General features: G+C 70.5%; 21 protein-coding genes and 2 pseudogenes. 17 read left to right on the plus strand and 6 right to left on the minus strand.

The features are described from left to right. Nucleotides 1-122: 122 nt before the first annotated feature. Nucleotides 123-380: a WhiB family transcriptional regulator gene (locus GA0070616_RS17745; RefSeq protein ID WP_007455784.1), complete on the plus strand. Its 258-nt coding sequence runs from the start codon at nucleotides 123-125 to the stop codon at nucleotides 378-380. 188 nt (nucleotides 381-568) lie between these two features. On the opposite strand, the gene GA0070616_RS17750 is transcribed toward GA0070616_RS17745, so the two are convergent. Further along, nucleotides 569-1,018 (minus strand): metallopeptidase family protein, encoded by a 450-nt coding sequence (locus tag GA0070616_RS17750; RefSeq protein WP_091083756.1) that lies wholly within the window; start codon nucleotides 1,016-1,018, stop codon nucleotides 569-571. A gap of 152 nt (nucleotides 1,019-1,170) precedes the next feature. Between GA0070616_RS17750 and GA0070616_RS17755 the strand changes: the two genes are divergently transcribed. From GA0070616_RS17755 to GA0070616_RS17765, 3 genes are all read left to right on the plus strand, one after another. Continuing rightward, a complete protein-coding gene (locus GA0070616_RS17755; RefSeq protein WP_091083759.1) occupies nucleotides 1,171-1,539 on the plus strand; it encodes a DUF3499 domain-containing protein in 369 nt (122 codons plus the stop codon). Nucleotides 1,540-1,826: 287 nt separating this feature from the next. After that, complete coding sequence (locus tag GA0070616_RS17760; RefSeq protein WP_091091035.1) at nucleotides 1,827-2,570, plus strand: Scr1 family TA system antitoxin-like transcriptional regulator; 744 nt, start codon at nucleotides 1,827-1,829, stop codon at nucleotides 2,568-2,570. Beyond that, nucleotides 2,561-2,755 (plus strand): DUF397 domain-containing protein, encoded by a 195-nt coding sequence (locus GA0070616_RS17765; protein ID WP_091083763.1) that lies wholly within the window; start codon nucleotides 2,561-2,563, stop codon nucleotides 2,753-2,755. Before GA0070616_RS17760 ends, GA0070616_RS17765 begins: the two co-directional genes overlap by 10 nt. A gap of 131 nt (nucleotides 2,756-2,886) precedes the next feature. Here the strand turns inward: GA0070616_RS17765 and GA0070616_RS17770 are convergent, their stop codons facing one another. Next, the gene (locus GA0070616_RS17770) at nucleotides 2,887-3,375 is read right to left on the minus strand and encodes an Lrp/AsnC family transcriptional regulator (protein WP_091083766.1); all 489 of its coding nucleotides are present in this window, start codon (nucleotides 3,373-3,375) and stop codon (nucleotides 2,887-2,889) included. 200 nt (nucleotides 3,376-3,575) lie between these two features. Between GA0070616_RS17770 and GA0070616_RS17775 the strand changes: the two genes are divergently transcribed. From GA0070616_RS17775 to GA0070616_RS17800, 6 genes are all read left to right on the plus strand, one after another. Beyond that, the gene (locus GA0070616_RS17775; protein ID WP_091083770.1) at nucleotides 3,576-4,757 is read left to right on the plus strand and encodes a polyamine ABC transporter substrate-binding protein; all 1,182 of its coding nucleotides are present in this window, start codon (nucleotides 3,576-3,578) and stop codon (nucleotides 4,755-4,757) included. Between the two features lie 5 nt (nucleotides 4,758-4,762). Beyond that, nucleotides 4,763-5,908 (plus strand): ABC transporter ATP-binding protein, encoded by a 1,146-nt coding sequence (locus GA0070616_RS17780; protein WP_091091037.1) that lies wholly within the window; start codon nucleotides 4,763-4,765, stop codon nucleotides 5,906-5,908. Then, nucleotides 5,905-6,819 (plus strand): ABC transporter permease, encoded by a 915-nt coding sequence (locus GA0070616_RS17785; RefSeq protein ID WP_091083774.1) that lies wholly within the window; start codon nucleotides 5,905-5,907, stop codon nucleotides 6,817-6,819. The genes GA0070616_RS17780 and GA0070616_RS17785 overlap by 4 nt, the downstream gene beginning before the upstream one ends. Continuing rightward, nucleotides 6,819-7,643 (plus strand): ABC transporter permease, encoded by an 825-nt coding sequence (locus GA0070616_RS17790; RefSeq protein ID WP_091083778.1) that lies wholly within the window; start codon nucleotides 6,819-6,821, stop codon nucleotides 7,641-7,643. Before GA0070616_RS17785 ends, GA0070616_RS17790 begins: the two co-directional genes overlap by 1 nt. 373 nt (nucleotides 7,644-8,016) lie before the next feature. Next, nucleotides 8,017-8,328: a DivIVA domain-containing protein gene (locus GA0070616_RS17795; RefSeq protein WP_091083783.1), complete on the plus strand. Its 312-nt coding sequence runs from the start codon at nucleotides 8,017-8,019 to the stop codon at nucleotides 8,326-8,328. Next, nucleotides 8,328-8,579 (plus strand): hypothetical protein, encoded by a 252-nt coding sequence (locus tag GA0070616_RS17800; RefSeq protein ID WP_091083787.1) that lies wholly within the window; start codon nucleotides 8,328-8,330, stop codon nucleotides 8,577-8,579. Before GA0070616_RS17795 ends, GA0070616_RS17800 begins: the two co-directional genes overlap by 1 nt. Nucleotides 8,580-8,608: 29 nt before the next feature. Here the strand turns inward: GA0070616_RS17800 and GA0070616_RS17805 are convergent, their stop codons facing one another. Further along, a complete protein-coding gene (locus GA0070616_RS17805; RefSeq protein ID WP_091083790.1) occupies nucleotides 8,609-9,172 on the minus strand; it encodes a hypothetical protein in 564 nt (187 codons plus the stop codon). A 141-nt stretch (nucleotides 9,173-9,313) separates the two neighbouring features. After that, the gene (locus GA0070616_RS17810; protein WP_091083794.1) at nucleotides 9,314-10,540 is read right to left on the minus strand and encodes a chymotrypsin family serine protease; all 1,227 of its coding nucleotides are present in this window, start codon (nucleotides 10,538-10,540) and stop codon (nucleotides 9,314-9,316) included. 105 nt (nucleotides 10,541-10,645) lie between these two features. On the opposite strand from GA0070616_RS17810, the pseudogene pglZ (GA0070616_RS29175) reads away from it, so the two are divergent. The 4 genes and pseudogenes from pglZ (GA0070616_RS29175) to GA0070616_RS17825 all read left to right on the plus strand — a co-directional run. Continuing rightward, nucleotides 10,646-11,995, plus strand: a pseudogene (pglZ, locus tag GA0070616_RS29175) (BREX-2 system phosphatase PglZ); the annotation flags it as partial. A 134-nt stretch (nucleotides 11,996-12,129) separates the two neighbouring features. Then, nucleotides 12,130-12,807, plus strand: a complete 678-nt coding sequence (pglZ, locus tag GA0070616_RS29180; RefSeq protein ID WP_281188172.1) for a BREX-2 system phosphatase PglZ — start codon at nucleotides 12,130-12,132, stop codon at nucleotides 12,805-12,807. Further along, nucleotides 12,737-14,106, plus strand: a pseudogene (gene brxD, locus GA0070616_RS17820) (BREX system ATP-binding protein BrxD). The gene pglZ (GA0070616_RS29180) and the pseudogene brxD overlap by 71 nt, the downstream one beginning before the upstream one ends. A 23-nt stretch (nucleotides 14,107-14,129) precedes the next feature. After that, nucleotides 14,130-16,211: a DEAD/DEAH box helicase gene (locus GA0070616_RS17825; protein ID WP_245712814.1), complete on the plus strand. Its 2,082-nt coding sequence runs from the start codon at nucleotides 14,130-14,132 to the stop codon at nucleotides 16,209-16,211. A gap of 371 nt (nucleotides 16,212-16,582) precedes the next feature. Here the strand turns inward: GA0070616_RS17825 and GA0070616_RS17830 are convergent, their stop codons facing one another. After that, nucleotides 16,583-18,019 (minus strand): gamma-aminobutyraldehyde dehydrogenase, encoded by a 1,437-nt coding sequence (locus GA0070616_RS17830; protein ID WP_091083798.1) that lies wholly within the window; start codon nucleotides 18,017-18,019, stop codon nucleotides 16,583-16,585. 32 nt (nucleotides 18,020-18,051) lie between these two features. On the opposite strand from GA0070616_RS17830, the gene GA0070616_RS17835 reads away from it, so the two are divergent. Beyond that, nucleotides 18,052-19,491, plus strand: coding sequence for an aldehyde dehydrogenase family protein (locus GA0070616_RS17835; protein WP_091083803.1), 1,440 nt, complete (start codon nucleotides 18,052-18,054; stop codon nucleotides 19,489-19,491). Nucleotides 19,492-19,498: 7 nt separating this feature from the next. Here the strand turns inward: GA0070616_RS17835 and GA0070616_RS17840 are convergent, their stop codons facing one another. Continuing rightward, nucleotides 19,499-20,734 (minus strand): SUKH-3 domain-containing protein, encoded by a 1,236-nt coding sequence (locus tag GA0070616_RS17840; protein ID WP_091083807.1) that lies wholly within the window; start codon nucleotides 20,732-20,734, stop codon nucleotides 19,499-19,501. An 80-nt stretch (nucleotides 20,735-20,814) separates the two neighbouring features. On the opposite strand from GA0070616_RS17840, the gene GA0070616_RS17845 reads away from it, so the two are divergent. Together GA0070616_RS17845 and GA0070616_RS17850 are read left to right on the plus strand one after the other, a co-directional pair. Then, on the plus strand, nucleotides 20,815-21,228 hold the full coding sequence (locus GA0070616_RS17845) for a YbaB/EbfC family nucleoid-associated protein (protein WP_091083810.1): 414 nt from the start codon (nucleotides 20,815-20,817) through the stop codon (nucleotides 21,226-21,228). Then, nucleotides 21,225-21,566 carry a hypothetical protein gene (locus tag GA0070616_RS17850; protein WP_091083813.1) on the plus strand — a complete coding sequence of 114 codons (342 nt, stop codon included), beginning with the start codon at nucleotides 21,225-21,227 and terminating at the stop codon, nucleotides 21,564-21,566. Before GA0070616_RS17845 ends, GA0070616_RS17850 begins: the two co-directional genes overlap by 4 nt. The last annotated feature ends 17 nt before the right edge of the window (nucleotides 21,567-21,583 follow it).

The raw sequence follows: 21,583 nt of genomic DNA on the forward strand, positions 1-21,583 counted from the left end.
CGCGTGTAATTTGAATGGGGTTGTTCGCACGGAACGCAGCAAAAGGGACCGGACGGACACGCACGCCTTTCGCGTGGGGGTTGCAGCGGCGACGACGCCGGTGCGCGACAAGGAGGCAACTGATGGACGGCCAGCTTGAGGTGGCCGACCTGCTCGGAAACGCGCCGGAGTGGCAGGAGCGGGCACTGTGCTCGCAGACCGACCCGGAAGCGTTCTTTCCCGAGAAGGGCGGTTCCACCCGCGAGGCGAAGCGGATCTGTTCGCGCTGCGAGGTCAAGACCGAGTGCCTCGAATACGCTCTCGGCCACGACGAGCGGTTCGGAATCTGGGGTGGACTCTCCGAACGGGAGCGGCGCAAGCTCAAGCGGCGGGCCGCCTGAGTGGACGTCAGGCCGGGGCGGTTGGGGGCCGCCCCGCTCGGACGCCTCACGGTGAAGGCCGCGGGCGTCGCGGTGGGGGCCGCAGGCGTCGGCGGCGGCCGGTGCCGCCAGTGGCAGGTGGTGCCGTCAGTGGCAGGGCCACCAGCGGCAGGTGGTGTCAGGCAGAGGTGGTGCCGGGCAGGTGGTCGTCAGGCCAGCTCGTCGGGGTCCACCCCCAGCAGGTTCGCGACCTGCTCGATGATCACGTCGTGCACCAGGTCGGCGAGGTCCTCACGGTCCATCGCGCGGAACTCCAACGGCCGGCGGTAGAGCACGATCCGGGGCGGCACCTCCTGACGACCCGGACGGCCGGGCAGCAGCCGGGCCAACGGCACCTCGCCGTCCTCCAGCACGTCGGAGTCGTAGACGTTCAGGTCGGGCGGCACGTCCTCCACCGCGAACTCGACCCCGGCCAACTCCTTGGCGAAGCGGCGCTCCAGGGTCTCGACCGTGTCCAGCACGAGGTCGTCGAAGATCTCCGCCTTGGTCCGCGCCAGCGGCACGGTTGCCGGCACCAGCCGCCCGCGCAGGCCGCGCCCGTGGCGGTCGCGGTGCGTCCGCCGGCCGGGGCCGGGTCGGCGGTTCTCCGGGCTTGTCATGAACGACAGAGTATCTTCCGGTGTGACCACCGCCGCGTCAGCGGCCGATCCGTGGCGCGCCGTACCCCGACTTCCGAATTGTGATCACGGTGACGGGCGTGTCGTAACGCGAAGCGGTGCGCCGGACCCGGTAATGGAGATACCCTGCGGCCGTGAGGTCACCACGGCGCTGCTCCCGTAACGGCTGCCCCCGGCAAGCGGTCGCCACGTTGACCTATGTCTACAACGAGTCGACCGCGGTCGTGGGCCCGCTGGCCGCCTTCGCCGAGCCGCACACCTACGACCTCTGCGAGCCACACGCCCGCAGCCTCACCGCCCCGCGCGGTTGGGACGTGGTGCGCCACGAGGGCGAGTTCGAGCCGCCGCCGCCCACCACCGACGACCTGGTGGCGCTGGCCGAGGCCGTCCGGGAGGCCGCCCGCCCGGCCCCCCGCCCCCCGCAGGACGACCAGGGCCAGCCCCCGGCACCCCCCACCTCGTCCCGCCGGGGCCACCTGCGCGTCATCCCCCCGACCCACTGACCCCCCCGGCGCAGCCGCGCGTGCCGACCTGACCCTCCGCTGCGCTTGCCGTGAAGGCCGACCGGGCATCGGGACAGCGCCCCGGAGGGCTTCGGGAGGTGCCGGATCCGCCAACTCCGCCACGGCCTTTGCCGGGCGTTTCACGGGCCTTCGAGACGTCCGCGAACCGCTTTCCCGCGACACGCCGGGCGACAGCCGACAGCTCTGCGCTCCGTAGCTAGCGTGCTCCGCAGTGTGCATCCGGTGGGCGGGAGGGTCCGGTGGCGAACGAGGTGCTGCGGGTCGCGATGGCCGAGGCAGGGGAGACGGTCGAGTCGCTGGCCGAGAAGGTCCGCGTCGACCCCAAGACAGCGGCGCGGTGGCTTGCCGCGGGGCGCATCCCGCACCCGCGTACCCGGCTCGCGGTCGCCGACGTCCTCAGGCGGGACGCCGCCGACCTCTGGCCCGAGGCGTTCCGCCGCCGCGACCTGCCCTGGTTCCGCCCCTGGGCCGAACTCGAACGGGATGCCACCGGCCTTCGGTGGTACGAGCCGCTGCTGGTGCCGGGCCTGCTCCAGACCGAGGGGTACGCCCGCGCGGTGCTGGGCACCGGCGGGCTGGTCCCGCCGTCCGAGGTGGACCGGATCGTCGCCGGCCGGATCGAGCGGCAGACGGTCCTGACCCGCGCCGATCCACCGCAGCTCGTGGCGGTGATCGACGAGGTGGTGCTGCGCCGGAGGGTCGGCGACCGCTCCGTGATGGCGGAACAGTTGGCCCACCTGGCGGCGCTCGCCGAGTGGGAACACGTGCAGGTCCGGGTGATCCCGGCCGAGAGCCCGTGGCACACCGGGCTGGCCGGGCCGTTCGTGCTGGGTCGGCTGCCCGACGGGACGGAACTGGCCTATCTCGACAACCAGCTTCGCGGTCAGGTCGTGACCGATCCCATCGACATCGCTAACCTGGGACGCAGGTGGGAGAGCGTCACCGGCGAGGCGTTCCCCCGACGCCGGTCGATCGAGCTGATCAGGGAAGTGGCCACGACATGGACATGACCGACGCGCGCTGGCGCACCGCCACCCGCAGCAGCAACAACGGTGGCGCGTGCGTCGAGGTGGCCGACAACCTGCCCGGCCGGGTGCTGGTGCGCGACAGCAAGGACCGCGACGGCGGTGCCCTCACGTTCGCCCCCGACGCGTGGCGGGCCTTCGTCGCCGCCACCCCGCGCCACGCGCCCTGACACCACCCGCACACCAGACCAGGGTGGGCCGGGCGGACCGGCCGATGGCCGGGCGGCCCGGTCAGACGATGTGCCGCTCCGGTGACCGCCGCAGGGCGACACATTAGGGCCTGGCGATCCGCACCGGCGCCTCACGTCTGCTTGCGCAGCTCCAGGCAGACGAACGTCTCGGTGGACAGCACCCCCCGCACCGCGCGCAGCCGTTGCAGAAGCTCCAGCAGGTGGGCGTCGTCGCGGCAGACCACCTCGGCCAGCAGGTCGAACGAGCCGGCCGTGATGACCACCCGGTCGACCTCATCGAGTTCCGTGAGGCGATCGGCGACGGCCGCCGGGTCACCGTCCGTGCGCAGACCGATCGTCGCCTGCCGGGAGAAGCCCAACCGGAGCGGGTCGGTCACCGCCACGATCCGCATCACGCCCGCGTCCAACAGTCGCTGCACCCGCTGGCGTACGGCCGCCTCGGACAATCCGACGGCCTTGCCGATGGCCGCGTACGGGCGGCGACCGTCCTCCTGGAGCTGCGCGATGATCTGTCGCGCCACGCCGTCGAGCAGGACGTGGCTGGCACTCTCGCGCACGGTGATCCGCCGTCCGCCGCTGCCCTGCTGCCGGTTCGTCATCGACCGCTCCCCATGTCCGTTGCCGGGCCGAGCCTAGTGCACCGGGATCTTTGCGCGATCCGTCGCTTGGTGCTGTCGCCGCAACGGAATCCCTTGTCGGGAGGAGTCACGATGTCAGGATCAGTCGCTCGTCGCCTATGATCCTCCCCGCCGGCGCGCCACCCGTCCTGCCGCCGACGATGACCCCGAGGAGTGGTCACATGCGTAGCAACCCCCGGCCCCTCACCCGGCGTGGGCTGCTCACCGGCACCCTCGGCTCGGCCGCCCTCCTCACCGCCGCCGGCACTCTCGCCGGGTGCGGCATCGAAGGCGGCCGGCAGACCGAGGCCGACTGCGTCAGCCGGGACCTGTCCGGCACGGAGAAGACCCTGGCGTTCTCCAACTGGCCCCAGTACGTGGACGTCAACGACGACTGGACGAAGCGGCCCAGCCTCGACGAGTTCACCACCCGGACCGGCATCAAGGTCACCTACACCGAGGACATCAACGACAACAACGAGTTCTTCGGCCGGGTGCAGAACCAGTTGGGCGCCTGTCAGGGCATCGACCGGGACCTCATCGTCCTCACCGACTGGTTGGCGGCCCGGATGATCCGCCTCGGCTGGATCCAGCAGCTCGACCCGGCGAAGCTGCCCAACGTCCACGCCAACCTGCTGCCCTCGCTGCAGAACCGCTCCTTCGACCCGGAGAACCGGCTCGCCATCCCCTGGCAGTCCGGCCTGACCGGCCTCGCGTACAACGGCAGCGTCACGAAGGAGATCCGCACCGTCGACGAACTGCTCACCCGGCCCGACCTCAGGGGAAAGGTGACGGCGCTGAGCGAGATGCGCGACACCATGGGCCTGCTGCTCCAGTCGAACGGACACGACCCGGCGAACTTCACCCCCGCCCAGTTCGACGACGCGCTCACCAAGCTCCGCCGGGCCGTCGCCGCCGGACAGATCCGCCGGTTCACCGGCAACGACTACGCCGCCGACCTGGCCAGGGGCGACATCGCGGCATGCGTCGGCTGGTCCGGCGACGTCATCCAGCTGGCGAAACGGAACGAGAAGATCCGATTCGTCACGCCGGACTCCGGGGGCCTCCTGTTCAGCGACAACATGATGGTGCCGATCAGGGCCACCCACCGGGCGAACGCCGAGAAGCTGATCGACTACTACTACGAACCCCCCGTCGCCGCGCAGCTCGCGGCCTCCGTCAACTACATCTGCCCCGTCCAGGGCGCGCAGGCCGAGATGGAGAAGCTCGACCCCGGCCTGGCCGCCAACCCGCTGATCTTCCCCGACGAGGCGATGCTGTCGACGTCGACGGTCTTCATGACCCTCGACGAAGCGGCCGAACGCGAGTACGAGCGCAAGTTCCAGCAGGTCATCGGGGCGTGACGGAGATGGCGGAGCCACCGGCCGGCGACCTTCGCCTGGTCAACCTCACCAGGACCTTCGGCAGCGTCACGGCGGTCGACGGCCTGTCGCTGACCGTTGCGCGGGGCAGCTACTTCGCCCTGCTCGGCGCGTCCGGCTGCGGCAAGACCACCACCCTACGGATGATCGCCGGGCTGGAGGAGCCGACCAGCGGGCGGGTGCTGCTCGGCGACCGGGACGTCACCCGGCTGCGGCCGTACAAGCGGCCGGTCAACACGGTGTTCCAGAGCTACGCGCTCTTCCCACACCTGGACGTCTTCGAGAACGTGGCGTTCGGGTTGCGCAGGCGTGGCATCCGCCACGACGACGAGGTGCCGCGGATGCTGTCGTTGGTGCAGCTCGACGGCTTCGGCCACCGCCGCCCCGCCCAGCTCTCCGGCGGCCAGCAGCAGCGGGTCGCCCTGGCCCGTGCTCTGATCAACCGTCCGCAGGTGCTGCTGCTGGACGAACCGCTCGGCGCACTCGACGGGCAACTGCGCCGCCGGATGCAGATCGAGCTGAAGCGGATCCAGACCGAGGTCGGCGTCACCTTCGTGCACGTCACCCACGACCAGGAGGAGGCCATGACCATGGCCGACACGGTCGCGGTGATGAACGCCGGCCGCATCGAGCAACTCGGCACCCCGGCCGGCAGCTACGAGTTCCCGGCCACCGCCTACGTGGCGAACTTCCTCGGCCAGTCCAACCTGCTCGCCGGGGACGCCGACGGCCGCAGCGGCGACCATGTCGCCGTCACCGCCCACGGCGCGCGCTTCTCGGTGCCCGTCGGCCGGTCCCGCGCCGACCGTGGGCCGGTCCACCTCGGCGTACGCCCGGAGAAGATGCACCTGGTCGACACGAGGGACCAGGTGCCCGGCGGCTGCCAGCACGTCACCGGGACGATCACCGACACCTCGTACGTCGGGGTGAGCACCCGCTACCTGCTGCGCACCGGATGGGGCAGCGAGCTGACCGTCTTCGTGGCCAACAACGGTGCCCACGACCCGCTGCCGCAGGGCGGCGAGGCGGTGGCGTACTGGCACCCTCGGCACGCGTTCCTGCTGCCCCGCGAGCCGGGCAGACACGACCGGGTCAACCCGCTGTTCGACGAGCCGGTCAGCGTCGGCTCGTGAACGCGGTCGCACACGCACCCGCCGGGCAACGGCCGGCAACGGAGCCGCCACCGGCCGCCAGGCGCCGGCGGCACCAACTCCTGCCGTACCTGCTGCTGCTGCCCGGCGCGGCCTGGCTGCTGCTGTTCTTCGCCGCGCCGATGCTCCAGCTCGGCGCCGCCAGCCTCTACGACCCCACCGGCTCGCTGTCCACCGGGTACGCGCTGACCTGGGCGTTCGGCAACTACCCGACGGCGTTGCAGGCGTACTGGCCGCAGTTCGGCCGGTCCTTCCTCTTCGCGGGAACGGCCCTGGCGCTGGCCCTGCTGATGGGCTACCCGCTGGCGTACGTGATCGCCCGGAAAGCCGGCCGGTGGAAGAACCTGCTGCTGGTCTGCGTGATCGCGCCGATGTTCACCAGCTTCCTGGTGCGCACCCTGGCCTGGAAGACCATCCTGTCCGACAACGGTGTGCTGGTCGGGCTGCTGCGTGACATCCACCTGCTCGGCCCCGACGGCCGACTGCTGGCCACCCCGCTCGCGGTGGTGCTCGGCCTGACGTACCACTTCCTGCCGTTCCTGGTGCTGCCGCTGTACGCGAGCCTGGAACGGCTGGACCACCGCCTGCTGGAGGCGGCCGGTGACCTGTACGCGAGCCCCCTGCGCACCTTCCAGAAGGTCACCCTGCCGCTGTCCAGGCCCGGGTTGACCGCCGGCATGCTGCTGTTCTTCATCCCCGCCACCGGCGACTACATCAACGCCGAACTGCTCGGCACGCCCAACGAATACATGATCGGCAACGTGATCGACTCGGCGTTCCTGGTCAGGCTGGACCACCCGCAGGGGGCGGCGCTGTCGTTCCTGCTGATGGCGGCGATCCTCGCGGTGGTCTTCGTCCACCTGCGCCGGGCCGGCACCGAGGACCTGCTCTGATGAGGTTCTCCCGCTGGTTCGCCGACCGCTGGGTCGTCGGCGTGGCCCTGCTGGTGCTGGGCTACCTGTTCCTGCCGATCGCCGTGGTGACCGCCCTGTCGTTCAACCGGCCGTCCAGCCGGCTGTCGTACGACTTCAACGAGTTCACCCTGGACAACTGGCGTAACCCGTGCGCCACCTCGGACATGTGCGACGCGGTTCTGCGCAGCGTGCAGATCGGGTTCGTCGCCACGGTCGCCGCCACCGCCCTGGGCACGCTGATGGCGTTCGCGCTGGCACGCCACCGGTTCCGGGGCCGCTCCGGCATCAACCTGCTGGTCCTCCTGCCGATGGCCACCCCCGAGCTGGTGCTGGGCACCTCGCTGCTCGCGCTGTTCGTCGCCGGTGGGGTGCCGCTGGGCTTCTGGACCGTCGTCGTCGCCCACGTCATGTTCTGCCTGTCGTTCGTCGTCGTGACGGTCAAGGCGCGCCTGGCGGGCATGGACCGGCGGCTGGAGGAGGCCGCGATGGACCTGTACGCCAGCGAGTGGCAGACCTTCCGCCGGATCACCCTGCCGCTGGTGCTGCCCGGCATCGTGGCCGCCGCCCTGCTGGCGTTCTCCCTGTCCTTCGACGACTTCATCGTCACGAACTTCAACTCCGGCACCACCGTCACGTTCCCGATGTACGTCTGGGGTGCCGCCCAACGGGGCATCCCGCCGCAGGTCAACGTGATCGGCACCGCGATGTTCGCGATGGCGTTGCTGCTGGTGCTGGCCAGCATGGTGCCCGGCCGTCGCTCACCCACGACCGTCAACTGCCCGACCCGGGGACGTGATCCGTGACCTGGACCTGACCGTCCCGGTAGTCTCCCGGCGTGACACCGAAGGGAACGGGAGTGCGGCCTGGCGGGCCATCTTCCACCAGATTCCCCAACCGTGTCGGCCTCGGCCGGCTCGGTGTCCACGGTGGTCGGCTGACCCGGTCCTCCCCGCTGGCCGCCGCCGACCTGACCGCCCGAGCCCGGTCGGCCCTGGAGCGGCACGGTTTGCTCACCGTCGGGGACCTGCTGGACGCCGAGCCCTCCAAGCTGACCAGGGCGAAGGGGGTTCCGGACGTAACCCGTAAGGAGATCCTCGCCCAGCCTCGGGTGCTGCGGGCTCTGCTGCCGGCTGGTGTCCGTGATGCGCGACTTCTTCCGGCGGCGTACCGAAAAACGTGGGTAGTCACCACCGACCGCCCCGGCAGCGGCCGGTGCGCGGCCGGCTCTACCGGTCGGCGGCGTCTGCGCCGCTGCGCCCCGCCCAGGTGCGGGAGCGGGTGTTCGGCACCACCCGGTTCGGTCGGCGTGGTCTCGACCCGGCGGAGGTGGCCGACTTCCTCGCGCGGGTCGCCGGTGACCTGGCCGGGCTCTACGCGGCGTTGGAGCAGGTGCGGGAGGAGAACCGCCGGATCAAGGCCGCGCTGCGGGAGTGGCAGAGCGAGCAGGCGCGGCAGCGGCCGCGGCACGTTAACGCGGGGAGGTACTGATGACGGAGCGCTTCGTGGTCCACCTGCCGGTGGTCGTCACCGACCTGGACTGCGCCCGGCGGATGGGCCGGATGGTGGCCCGGTCGATGAGCTTCCTGTCGCTGGTCGACCCCGGCGAGACAACCGTCTCCTACGAGGACGAGCAGGGCGTGCGGCATCGGGTCTTCCGCGACCTGCGACTGTCGACCGGCCGCCGCTGCCTGCTCGCCGCCAGCCACGACGGCGACTGCACCCGCCGGCTGCCTCGCTGACCCGTGCTACCCGTCAGCGTCGTCGACCGCTACGCCGGTGGCCAGTATTCGAGGAGACGCTTCGTGCTCGCCAGGCGGCGCACCGCACCGGCCTGGGTGGCTACCCCGCAATCGACGGTGACCGTTGCCTGTGGTCTGTCGTCGTAGTCGAACACGATCTGTCGTGCCATACCTCCGCCGAGGAGGCAGCCGGCGGCTTCTCCGTCTGCGGCTCGCCACTCGGGGAGGCCGTTGAGGTGGGAGACCAGCGAATCGACCCGGTCGCCAGGAAGCTCCGTCGACTCTGCCAGGGCCCAGGCTGTGCCCCCATCGGGCAGCGCGTATGTGCAGAGGAGCACATCGCGGGCACCTGCGGTCACGAGGTCGCCATCCCTCGTTTGGTGGGGCTTCTCGTCGAGCGGTTGGAAGGCCTCCGCGCAGACACCGGGGGCGGTGGTCGCGTCAGCGGCCACGGTGGTCGCCGGAATCGGTTCGCTGGTGCACCCGGTTGCGCCGATCAGCGTCGCGGTGGTGAGGAGAGCGGCCAGTGCCGTACCGACGCGGCGAGGCGTGGCGGAGCCCGTGGCGCTGATGTGCTGACGACCCGAAGTCATCTCGTCTCCATTTCCTCAACCATCGTCGCTTCTGCCCGCCGCCTCGCACGTAAGGGACAGCAGAGGCTTGCTCGGGAGTCTATCCAGTGTCGTGGGTGGTCGCGGCGCGGACGCGACCACCCACAAAGTCCGTCTGTCTGATCACGGAGTCCGCGGGTAGGCGCCCCAGAGTCGGATCACGTCAGCCCAATCCTGGAAGTACATCGTGCTTCCGCCACCACCGATCAGGATGCCCTTGGCTCGGACCCCTCCGGTCATCAGCGAGAACACCGGGCCGCCGCTGTCTCCACCGGCGGCAGCGGTCAGTCCGTCGACCTGGGTCGTCTTGATCAGGCCGTGCCGGTTGAAGCAGTCGCCGTCGGAGTCGCATCCGTAGAGCGCGTAGTCGCCACCGACGGTGCGCAGGTTGCAGCGAGTGCCGGTGGTAGCACCGGAGTGACACAGGTACTCGCCGGAAGCGTGGTAGCCCCAACCCATGACGTTCTTCGTGGTGGACGTCGTGGGGGATCCATCGAAGATCTTGTAGAATCCGCGAGCATTGATCAGGAGCAGATCCTTGTCCCAGTCCCCGGCGTGCACCCCGCCCATGAGTTCCAGCCGGTTGTCGAAGATCTGGTCTGGCGCGGTGGCGCAGTGGTCAGCGGTCAGCACGTAGGTGGTCGAGCCCTTGGTGACGCCGAAGCCGGTGGTGCACAGGTAGTAGGGGTTGGCAACGTCCGCGTCGGGGTTCAGGGTGCGGGTGCCGCCGTTCCAGGCTGACGTGTCGTCAAGTCGGCTGCAGGCACCCGCGCAGGCCAACAGGTCAAAGGGTGACGATGCCACCGTGACCTCGACCGGCACCCCGACGTCCGTCCCGTTGAGCTTCGAATTGACCTCGGCGAAGGGGCGGCCGTTTCGGGCGGCGTTCGCTCGGGCCGCCTCCACTCGAGCCGCCGGCATCTTCTCGACACCCAGTCCTGAGCCGTCGTGCTTCACTTCGATCGCCTGGATGTCGCTGCGACCGACAAGGTTCGCCTCAAGTCGAGCTGCGGCAGTCTGGAGTTCAGCCCGGGAGAAGCGGGCGGATTCGACGACGACCTTCCCATGGGCGCGCGCCTCGGTCAGTGCGTGCTGCATGCCCGCCGAGATTGCGCCTTTGTAGTACAGGGTGAGACCTTCGCCCTTGAAGGCCACGCCCGCATACCCCGACGATGTCGCGTGCATGGCTTCTTCGGTAAGGATCTTGACGGCGGGCTGGAGGGTGTCCTGCCGACGCATCTCCACCATGAGAGCTGGGTCGATGTTGTCGCTCGACTGCGGGTCGAACGGCGGCTGCTCGATGGCCGGACCGGCGAGTGCCGCCGAGCCGAGAGGTGAAAGCGAGATCAACAGGGTGACAGAGGCCAGGAAGGCAAGTCTTGGTCGCTGTATGAAGGCCCTGCGTCGGACTGGCGTCGGGCTGACCGCTCGGTGCACGCTGCTCCCTTGATGGTGATGAATGCGAACAGCCGGTCACCTTACGGAAGCCGAGAGGAACGCGGCGTCCGGGCTTCACAAGTGCCGTCCTTTAGATCAAAAGGATGTGCTGGAGCAAGCGCGGCATTGCAGACCTGGGCAGCAGTGACACGAGTAGGTCCATCACCCGGAAAGGCCACGGGCCCCACCACCGACCAGCGGGTCGCGGTGGCGACCGCCGCCGCGCGAGCCCGCCTCGAACCCCGCTTCGGTGGCGTCCCACCCACCCCGGACCAGGCCACCGTGCTGCACGAGGCCGCCGAAGCCTGGGTCTACCGCACCGTCGACGCCGGACCGGACGGTCGGGAGGAGGCGATGCGGCTGCTCCACCGCGCCGAGGCCCTTGCCGAGGAGATCAACGTCGGTGCACTGCTCGGCGGCTCGGCCGTGCTGCCCACCGGCTTCGTGCACCGGCTTCGGGCCTTCGCCGCCGCCGTCCGGTTCGCCGTACCCGCCGGTGACCTGGCCATCCCGACGCTGGTGGTGAAGGCGCAGCAGGCGCTCGCCACCGTCGAGGCACACCGGGCGGCCGAGCCGGAACGGGTGAAGACCGCGCGGATGGCGGTACGCCTGCTGCGGTGGCTCAGCACCTCCGACGACACGCCACCGGCGACGCTGCTCGAGGCGACGCGCCGGCACGTCCGGCAGGACGGGTGGGTCGACCGGGCCCGCTTGGACGTCCTCGCCGGGGACCGCGACGCCGAGGTCGCCGAGGCGTACCGGATGCTCTGCCACGCGGTGGATGTCCGTCGCTCGCGACACGATCGGCAGTTCGCCACTCTTCTCACGGAGGCCACCACCGCCGAGACGGATCCGGGGACGCTGCTGCATGTTGAGGACGTGCTGGACCGGGTGGTGCAGCCGATCCTCGACTGCGGTCAGCGGGTGCTACTGGTGGTTCTGGACGGCATGGGCGTCGCCGCCGCCACCGAGATCGCCGAGTCGCTCACCGAGAGCGGCACCTGGCTGGAACTCACCCTGCGGGGCGCCCCCCGGGAAGGGGTGCTCGCCGCCCTGCCGACGGTCACCGAGGTGAGCCGGTGCAGCCTGCTCAGCGGCCGGATCGTCACCGGCGGACAGCAGGCCGAACGAGTGGCCTTCCACCACCGTTACCCCGACGGTGTGCTGTTGCACAAGAGGCACCTGCGCGCCAGGGCCGGCGCGACCCTGGACCGGGAGGTGCTCGACGCACTCGACAGCCGTGAGGTGCCGCTGGTCGCGGCGGTCGTCAACACCATCGACGATGCGCTGGACCGCAGTGAGCCGGGAACCGTCGTGTGGGGCGAGGAGACCATCCCCGGCCTGCGGGAACTGGTCGCCTCCGTCACCGACCGGGTGGTCGTCCTCGTCTCCGACCACGGCCACGTCGTCGACCGTGGACCCGAATCGTCGGTCCTGCCCGAGGCGGCCCCGAACGGCGTGCCCGGTGGCGGCCGGCCACAGTGGCCGCCACCGAGTCGGAGGTGGCTGTCAGCGGCAGCCGGGTGGCACTCGGCGGCGGCCAGGTGGTCCTGCCATGGCGGGAGGACGTCCGGTACGGGCCGCGCAAGGCCGGCTACCACGGGGGAGCGAGTCCGGCCGAGGCTGTCATTCCGCTGCTGGTGTTCAGTCGGGGCGACGACCGGGTGGTGCCGGGTTGGGAGGGTGCCCCCGTCGCCAGCCCCGACTGGTGGCGGGAGCCGATCATCGCCGAGAACGGCACGATGCGGGCTCGTGTGAATGCGGCTATGAAGCGTGTACCGGTACGCGCCGCGACTCCACCGGAGAGCCTATTCGAGCTGGACACCGCCCAGGCGTACGAGCCCGCTGCCCTGGAGCCGGTCCGTGCCCGGCCAGATCTCGTCGACGCCCTGCTCTCCAGCGAACGGTATGCCCACCGTCGGGACGCTCGGCTCTCCCTGCCCGACCAGCGGGTGGCGGCACTGCTGCAGACGCTGCTCGCCAATGGCGGACGGGCCACCCTGGAGACACTCGCCGCCCGGTCCGGCGTACCGGCCCACCGGATCACCGGCACGGTGACCGTGCTGCGGCGGCTGTTGCAGGTGGAGGGCTATCCGGTCGTCACGCTCGATGCTGACCGGCGTACCGTCCACCTCAACCGTGAGCTGCTCGTCGAGCAGTTCGAGCTGGACCAGTCGTGACCGGGGACATCTCCGCCCGTCGTCGCCGGGACATCATCGACGCTCTCCGTCGCGGAGTCGTACCCACCAACGGCCTGACGCCCTGGCCGTCGGACTCGACCGGTTCATCACCACAGTCGACGACGACCTCGACCGGGTGGCCGGCGGCGGCAGCCTCTTCAAGGCCGTCCGGGGTAAGTACGGTGCCGGCAAGACGTTCTTCACCCGCTGGCTAGCCGAACGCGCCAAGCGGCGCGGGTTCGCCGCCGCCGAAGTGCAGATCTCCGAGCTGGAGACCCCGCTGCACCGGATGGAGACCGTCTACCGCCGGCTGGTCGAACACCTCAGCACCGAGCAGTTTCCGCCGAGCGCGTTCCGCCCGATCCTCGACGGCTGGATCTTCGCCCTCGAAGAGGACGCACTGACCGGCGGAGGGCTCGCCGAGGACGACGCGACAGCGCTCGACGCCGCCGTGACCGAACTGCTGGAACGCCGACTTGGCGACATATCTCGCAGCACCCCCGGCTTCGCCGCTGCCCTGCGCGGCTATCGTGGCGCAACCACAGCCGGTGACCACGGCAGCGCCGACGGGCTGGCCGCCTGGCTCGGTGGGCAGCCGCACGTCGCCGCTACCGTCCGGCGGGTCGCCGGGGTCAAGGGGGACCTCGACCACTTCGGAGCATTGAGCTTCCTCCAGGGGCTGCTCACCGTGCTGCGCGACAGCGGACACCAGGGGTTGCTGCTCGTGCTCGACGAGGTGGAAACCTTGCAGCGGGTCCGCTCCGACGTCCGGGACAAGGGCCTCAACGCCCTCCGGCAGCTCATCGACGAGGTGTACGCTGGTCGGTTCCCCGGCCTGTTCCTCGTCATCACCGGGACGCCCGCCTTCTTCGACGGTCCGCAGGGGGCCCAGCGGCTCGCACCGCTCGCCCAGCGCCTGGCCACCGACTTCGGCCCAGAACCCCGCTGGGACAATCCCGCGCAACCCAGGTGCGGCTGCCGGGCTTCACCCTCGACGCGCTGGTGGAGCTGGGCCGCAACGTCCGGCAGATCTACGCGAGCCCGGCGGTGACCAGCCGGGTCGACGACGACTACCTCGACCTGCTGGCCCGGGCGGTCACCGGTCGGCTGGGGGGTCAGGTCGGGGTGGCGCCCCGCGTCTATCTCAAGAAGCTCGTCGCCGACGTCTTTGACCGAGTCGACCAGTTCGCCGAATGGGATCCGAGGCGGCACTACGAGCTGACCCTGCGGGCCGACGAACTGACCGCCCTGGAACGCAACACCGCTGCGTCCGCAGGCGACGTCGACCTCCCCGTCTGACGTCGGTGCGCAGCCTTCACCCGGTGGTGGTGCACCACATCGTCAACACCCTGGGCTGGCCTGACCTGCGTCCCTTGCAGCAGGCCGCCGCCGGTCCGGTTGTAGGCGGCGGCGACGCGCTCCTGCTCGCCCCGACCGCCGGTGGCAAGACGGAGGCGGCGATCTTCCCACTGCTGTCCAGCATGGCCGGGCAGGACTCGAACGGCACATCCGTGCTGTACCTCTGTCCGCTGAAGGCACTGCTGAACAACCTCCAGCCACGCCTCGAGCGGTACGCCGGGTGGCTCGGTCGGCAGGTGGCTGTCTGGCACGGCGACGTGTCCGCCTCACGGCGGCGGGCGATCCTCGTCCAACGACCGGACGTGCTGCTGACCACCCCGGAATCTGTGGAGTCCATGCTGGTGAGCACCGGTGTAGACCACCGGCTCTTCTTCGCTGGCCTGCGGACGGTCGTGGTGGACGAGGTACACGCCTTCGCCGGCGACGACCGGGGATGGCACCTCGTCGCCCTGCTGGAACGGCTGACCCGGGTGGCCGGTCGGCCGCTGCAACGGGTCGGCCTGTCCGCCACTGTCGGGAATCCCGCCGAGCTACTGACCTGGATGCAGGGTTCGGGCGTGACCAGCCGACCCGGCCGGGTGGTGGCACCCGGGCTGACTCCGGCCACCGTACGGCCTGCCCCGGCCGGCAACATCGAGTTGGACCATGTCGGCTCCCTCGCCAACGTCGCCACCGTGATCGCCGCGCTGCACCGGGGCGAGAAGCGACTCGCCTTCTGTGAGTCCCGGCAGACCGTGGAGGAACTCGGCCAGTTGCTGCGGGCGAAGGGGCTGAACGTTTCCCTTTCCCACGCCTCGCTCTCCGCTGACGAACGGCGTCGCGCCGAGCAGGCCTTCGCCGAGGCAAGAGACTGTGTCATCGTCTCCACGAGCACGCTCGAACTGGGTGTCGACGTGGGTGACCTGGACCGGGTGATCCAGATCGACGCACCGGGGACCGTGGCGTCGTTCCTGCAACGGCTCGGCCGCACCGGACGGCGTACCGGTACCAGCCGCAACTGCCTATTCCTCACGCTCTCCGGCGAAGCGCTGACCGAGGCGGCGGCGCTGCTGCTGCTCTGGTCCAAGGGATGGGTCGAGCCGGTCGTCGCACCGCCCGAGCCGCGGCACATTGTCGCCCAGCAGATGCTGGCGCTCTGCCTGCAGGAAAACCGAATCGGCGACCGTCAGTGGATCGAGGAGTGGAATGGCCTGGAGCCGTTCGGCCGCAGCGCCGAGCCCGTGCTCCACCACCTGGTCGAACACGGCTACCTGAACCGGGACGAGGGGATGCTCTTCATCGGTTCGACCGCCGAGACCCACTTCGGTCGTCGGCATTTCATGGAGATGACAGCCGTCTTCACGGGACCGCCCGAATTCACGGTGCTACTCGGGAGATCGGAACTGGGCCGGATCGACCCCAGCCTGCTGACGGACGAAGTGCGGGGAGACCGCCGGCTGCTGTTGAGCGGCCCGAGTTGGCGGGTGACGTATGTCGACTGGCGTCGTCGCCGCTGTTTCGTGGAACCGGCAGACGATGGTGGACGGGCGCGCTGGTGGGGCGCGGGTGCGGCTGGCCTGGGCTTCGAGTTGACCCGGGCGGTCCGTGACGTGCTGCTCGGGGCGGATCCGCCGGTGCGGCTCACCGGCCGGGCAGTGGATCGCCTTGCCCGGGAACGCGAGGAGCGACTGCACCTTGTTCACTCCGGCGGCAACGTCATAGCTCGCGAACCGGACGGCGACCTGCACTGGTGGACCTTCGCTGGAAATCGGGCTAACGCCACATTGGCCGCAACTCTCAGTGCAGTCGTCGATCCGGTGAACCGTTACGACGACCAGGCCATGAAATTGCGGGAGAACCTCGCACCGGGCCAGTGGCGCGCGCTGGCAAGTGACGCCCGTGAACGGCTCTGCCTGCCCGGACTCGACGAAAAGGCGCTGACTGGACTCAAGTTCAACGCCGCACTGCCAAGGCGGCTGGCCCTGCGGACGCTGGCCGCTCGACTCGCTGACCTAGAGTCGGCCGCAGCAGTGTTCGCCGAGCCGACGCGCTTCGTCTTCACCTGACCACAGGTGAAAGCCGTTGCTGCCCTTTCGGCTTCTCCGCTGCTGTTGAGAAACGACTCCTGAAGCCGACCAGTGCCGGGCGGGCACCGCATTCCAACACATCAGGCGTCGACCACTTTGGATAAGCGGGCGACAGATGCCGACGATGGGACGGCGGGAGCCAGCGTCGAGTCCGTTGGTCAAGCTGAGCCGCCATCAAGCTCGCCTGATCAGTGCCGACTGCCGGCAGTCCGGTGGTTACCGGTCGGGCTGATGCTGACCACGGTCCATGTAGCACCCGACCATGTAGCCATGCGGGGCGACAGCAGCGCCGTGCCGGCTGTGCTGTTCCTTCCGACGATGCCACAGGCGCTCCCCCAACGTGAGCGGCGTCAGCCGTCGATGTGGTGCATGACGTGCTTGATCCGGGTGTAGTCCTCCAGGCTGTAGACCGACAGGTCCTTGCCGTGCCCGGAGTGCTTGAACCCGCCGTGCGGCATCTCGGAGACGAACGGGATGTGGGTGTTCACCCACACGCAGCCGAAGTCCAGCCGGCGGGTCATCCGCATCGCCCGGCCGTGGTCGCGCGTCCACACCGAGGCGGCCAGGCCGTACTCGACGCCGTTGGCCCAGCGCACGGCCTCGTCCTCGTCGGTGAACCGCTGGACGGTGATGACCGGGCCGAACACCTCCTCCTGGATGATCTCGTCGGCCTGCCGCAGCCCCGACACGACGGTGGGGGCGTAGAAGTAGCCACGGTCGCCCTGACGCGCCCCGCCGCTCACGATCGACGCGTGGTCGGGAAGACGGTCGACGAAACCGCCGACCCGGGCGAGCTGGTGGGCGTTGTTCAACGGGCCGTACCGCACGTCCGGGTCGTCCGGCGTGCCCGTCCTGGTGCTCCGGGCCTGCTCGGCCAGCGCCGCGAGGAAGTCGTCGTGCACGCCGGGGCCGGCGAGCACCCGGGTCGCCGCCGTGCAGTCCTGGCCGGCGTTGAAGTAGCCGCCCGTCGCGATCGCCTCGGCCGCCGCGACCACGTCCGCGTCGTCGAAGACCACCACCGGGGCCTTCCCGCCCAGCTCCAGATGGGTTCGCTTCAGGTCGGTCGCCGCCGCGGCGGCGACCTCCGTGCCCGCGCGGGTCGAGCCGGTGATCGACACCAGCTGCGGGGTGGGGTGTGACACGAGCGTACGACCGGTGTCCCGGTCGCCGCAGACCACGTTGAACACCCCCGGCGGGAGGAACTCGGCGGCGATCTCGGCGAGCAGCAGCGTCGACACCGGTGTGGTGTCGGACGGCTTGAGCACCACCGTGTTGCCGGCGGCGAGAGCCGGGGCGATCTTCCAGACCGCCATCATCAGCGGGTAGTTCCACGGGGTGACCTGGGCGCAGACGCCGATCGGCTCACGCCGCACGTACGAGGTGTGCCCGGCCAGGTACTCGCCGGCCGAGCGACCTTCGAGCAGACGAGCGGCACCGGCGAAGAAGCGGATCTGGTCCACCGTCGGGGGCAGTTCCTCCTCGGTGGTGAGCTGACGCGGCTTGCCGGTGTTGCGTACCTCCGCGTCGACCAGCTCGGCGGCCCGGGACTCCACGGCGTCGGCGAGCTTGAGCAGGGCCCGCTGCCGCTCGGCGGGAGTGGTGTCCCGCCACCCCTCGAAGGCGGTGGCGGCGGCCCGCATCGCGGCGTCCACATCGGCGGCACCGGAGACGGGGGCCTGAGCGAACACCTCGCCCGTGCAGGGATCGATCAGGTCGGTGTAACCGCCGTCGGCCGGCTCGACGTACCGGCCGTCGACGAAGTTGCGTAGCTGCTGTTGGTCACTCATGACAGCCTCCTGTGTGGTCTACGCTGCGGAGCGTGCAGCCCGTACCGTTCTTCGTCGCCGGCCGTCCCGACCACGGCGAGGGCGACCTGACCGTCCACCACCCGTACGACGGGCGCACCGTCGGTCGTACCACCTTCGCCACGCCCGCCCAGGTCGACGCCGCCGTCGCGGCAGCCACCCGGGTCGCCGCGGAGGCCGCGGCCCTGCCCGCGCACGCCCGCGCCGCCGCCCTGGACCACGTCTCCCGCCGTCTCGCCGAACGGGCGACGGAAATCGCGGCGTCGATCACCGCGGAGAGCGGCAAACCGATCAGGTGGGCGCGGGCCGAGGTGGGGCGGGCGGCGTCCACGTTCCGCTGGGCGGCCGAGGAGGCCCGGCGGTTCTCCGGCGAACTGCAACGCCTCGACACCGACCCCACCGCCACCGGCCGGATCGCGCTCGTGCGGCGCGTGCCGAAGGGAATCGTCCTGGGCATCACGCCGTTCAACTTCCCACTCAACCTGGTCGCCCACAAGGTCGCCCCCGCCATCGCCGTCGGCGCACCCGTCGTCGTCAAACCGGCACCGGCCACGCCGCTCACCGCGCTGCTGCTCGGCGAGATCCTGGCCGAGACCGACCTGCCCGAGGGCATGTTCTCGGTGCTGACGCTGCCCGACGAGCGTGCCGCCGACCTGGTCGCCGACCCTCGACTGCCGGTCGTGTCGTTCACCGGCTCCGGGCCGGTCGGCACGGCCATCCGCCGGGCCGTACCCGACAAGCACGTCACCCTCGAACTCGGCGGCAACGCGGCGGCGGTGATCTGCGAGGACTGGAACACCGACGGGGACCTCACCTTCGCCGCCCACCGGATCGCCACCTTCGCCAACTACCAGGCCGGGCAGTCCTGCATCGCCGTGCAACGGGTCTACGTGCACGAATGGCTCTACGACGCGTTCCTGCCCCGGCTGGTGGCCGCCGTACAGGAACTGCGCACCGGCGACCCCGCGTCGGAACTCACCGACGTCGGGCCGTTGATCTCCGTCGAGGCGGCCGAGCGGGTCGAAGCCTGGGTGGACGAGGCCGTCACCGCAGGCGCCACCATCGAGGTGGGCGGCCGGCGCGACGGCGCGACCTACCCGCCGACCGTGCTGACCGGGGTGCCACCGACCGCCAAGGTGTGTACGCGGGAGATCTTCGGGCCGGTGCTCGTCGTGGCCCGCGTCGAGGACGACGAGGCCGCGTTCGTCGCCGTCAACGACTCGGCGTACGGGTTGCAGGCCGGCGTCTTCACCCACCGCCTCGACGTGGCCTTCCGTGCCGGTCGGGTGCTCGAGGTCGGCGGCTTGATCGTGGGCGACGTGCCGTCGTACCGCGCCGACCAGATGCCGTACGGCGGGATGAAGGGCAGCGGCGTCGGTCGGGAGGGTCTGCGCAGCGCGATGGAGGACTACACGGAATCGCGGGTCGTGGTGTTGACCGGGGTGGCGCTGTAGGGCCGGCTCACCAGGTGCCATCGTCGCGGACCCGGGCCGGGGCTCGACCCAGCAGGAGAGTGGTCAGGGCGGCGTCGATGTCGTCACCGAGGAACCACTCGCCGGCCTGGTCGAGCGCGAAGATCCGCCCGTGCTCGTCGACGGCGATGATGCTGTCGCCGTGTTCGGAGCCCATCGGGAACAACCTCACGTCGAGCAGCGTGCCGAAGTCGGCGAGCGTGTCGGCGGAGTGCGCACTGCGCAGCGGATTCGTGGTGAACTGACTGATCCACACCTGTTGGCCAGGGCCCCGCCGGTGGCTGACGATGGATGGAAACTCCGTCAGCGCGCGTACCGCGGCGGCGAACGGTTCGTGCCGATGCAGGCGACCGGAGACGTCGCAGGTCTCCTGAATCGCCCCTCGGGCCAGCGCGGCGTTGAACATGCCCGCCTCCCAGCCCGCATCCATCAACGCGGCCGCCACCTCAGGTGGGAACCGGCCCGGATGATGAGGCTGCCCCGGGGACTGGGGGCGCACCACCGAGGTGAACGCCAGCTCGGCCCAGGGCAGCACGTTGACGTGGACGAGGAAGTTGAGGCAGCTGTCGCACGGGCGCTCTGCGCGACCACCCTGCGGGTCGCCCGCTTCCCGCACCCGGGTCACGTCGAAGCGAACGCGTCTCAGGAGAGCCTCCGCGTCCGCCGTGCCCATCGGGGCGATGCCTTCGGCGGCACGGCGGTGGTCGTACTCGTGCAGGACGTCGGAGACCACGATGATCTCGGCGTGCCGTTCGCCGCCACGCACCAGGTGCCCCGGTGGCAGGTCGTCGAGGTACGCCCGGACCAGCGGATGGTGATCGAGTTCGACGTCGCCCTTCGCGCCGTGTGCCGTGAAGATCTTCCCCTCCACGACCAGGTGCGCGGCGGTGGTGGGCGTGGGCAGGCGTCGTATCTCGCGGAGCAGTTGACTCGCCGGGTCGACCGTACGGGGCGGGCGCGGGCCGGTCGGCCGGCTGCGGCGCCAGAGCTGTTCCACCGTCTCCGGGGGCACCCGGGGCCAGGTGGTGACCTCCCCACTGGCCTTGTCGACCACAGTGGTCGGCAGGTCGCCGGGTAGCGCCCGGACCTGAGTGGACACGGTGGACGTGATGACGTAGCCGAGGTCGAACTCGGTGACCACGGGGGTGCATTCGTGGCCGAGGCGTAGCGAGTCGCGGCTGGCCCAGACGGCGGCGAGCTGCTCGGCCTGCTGGCGGTCGATCACAGCGACGAACCTACCGGACACCGGGATTCCGTGGCGCCCGGTATGGTTCGCCCTACCGAGGGTGATGGGGAGGATTGTCGGTGACCGAGGGGGTGGACCGGGCTGCCAACCACGCGCTCCGGGCACGGTTCGATGAGGTGTACGGGCAGTACCAGCAGCTCCGGTCCGGTTTGGACGAACTGCGTCGCCAACTCGCCGAGCTGCGGGTCACCGAACGTTCCGACGACGGCCTCGTCACGGCGACGGTGGGAGCCCGGGGTGAACTGGTGTCGGTCGACCTGCACCCGGCGGTGTACCAGGACCGCGACGCGAAGGCGCTGAGCCGGAAGATCACCGGCACGGTGCAACGGGCCGGGGCCGCCGCTGCGGCGGCCACGCAGCAGCTCGTCGCCGGCTACCTGCCAGCCGGTTCGGGGACCGCCGACTTTCTGCGTACCGGTGACTTCGGGTCGTTGCTCGGCCGGGCCGACGCGGTGCTGGGGCGCGGCGAATGACCGACGGTCAGCTGTGGCTCGATCCGACGCGGGCCCGGCGCGGCGGAGCCGACCTCATCCTCGCCGGGGAGGCCGTGACCGCGCGGCGGGCGCAGGAGGGGGCTGCGATCGCGGCGGCGAGTGCCCAGCGGCCGTGGGGTCGCGACGACATCGGGGCGGCGTTCGAGAAGCAGTACCGCGGCTTCGAGGAGACGGTGCTGCGCGCCTGGGCGGGCATCGGCCGGCGGGTGTCCGAACTGGGCACCGACGTGGTCCGCTCGGTCGAGGCCAACCAGCAGACGGACGCGGCCAGTTCCCGTCGTCTCGACCGGGTGGCCGATCAGCGTCACCAGCGGTGAGCGCCCCAGGAGAAGCC

It is taken from the genome of Micromonospora nigra (assembly GCF_900091585.1).
GTDB classification, from domain to species: domain Bacteria; phylum Actinomycetota; class Actinomycetes; order Mycobacteriales; family Micromonosporaceae; genus Micromonospora; species Micromonospora nigra.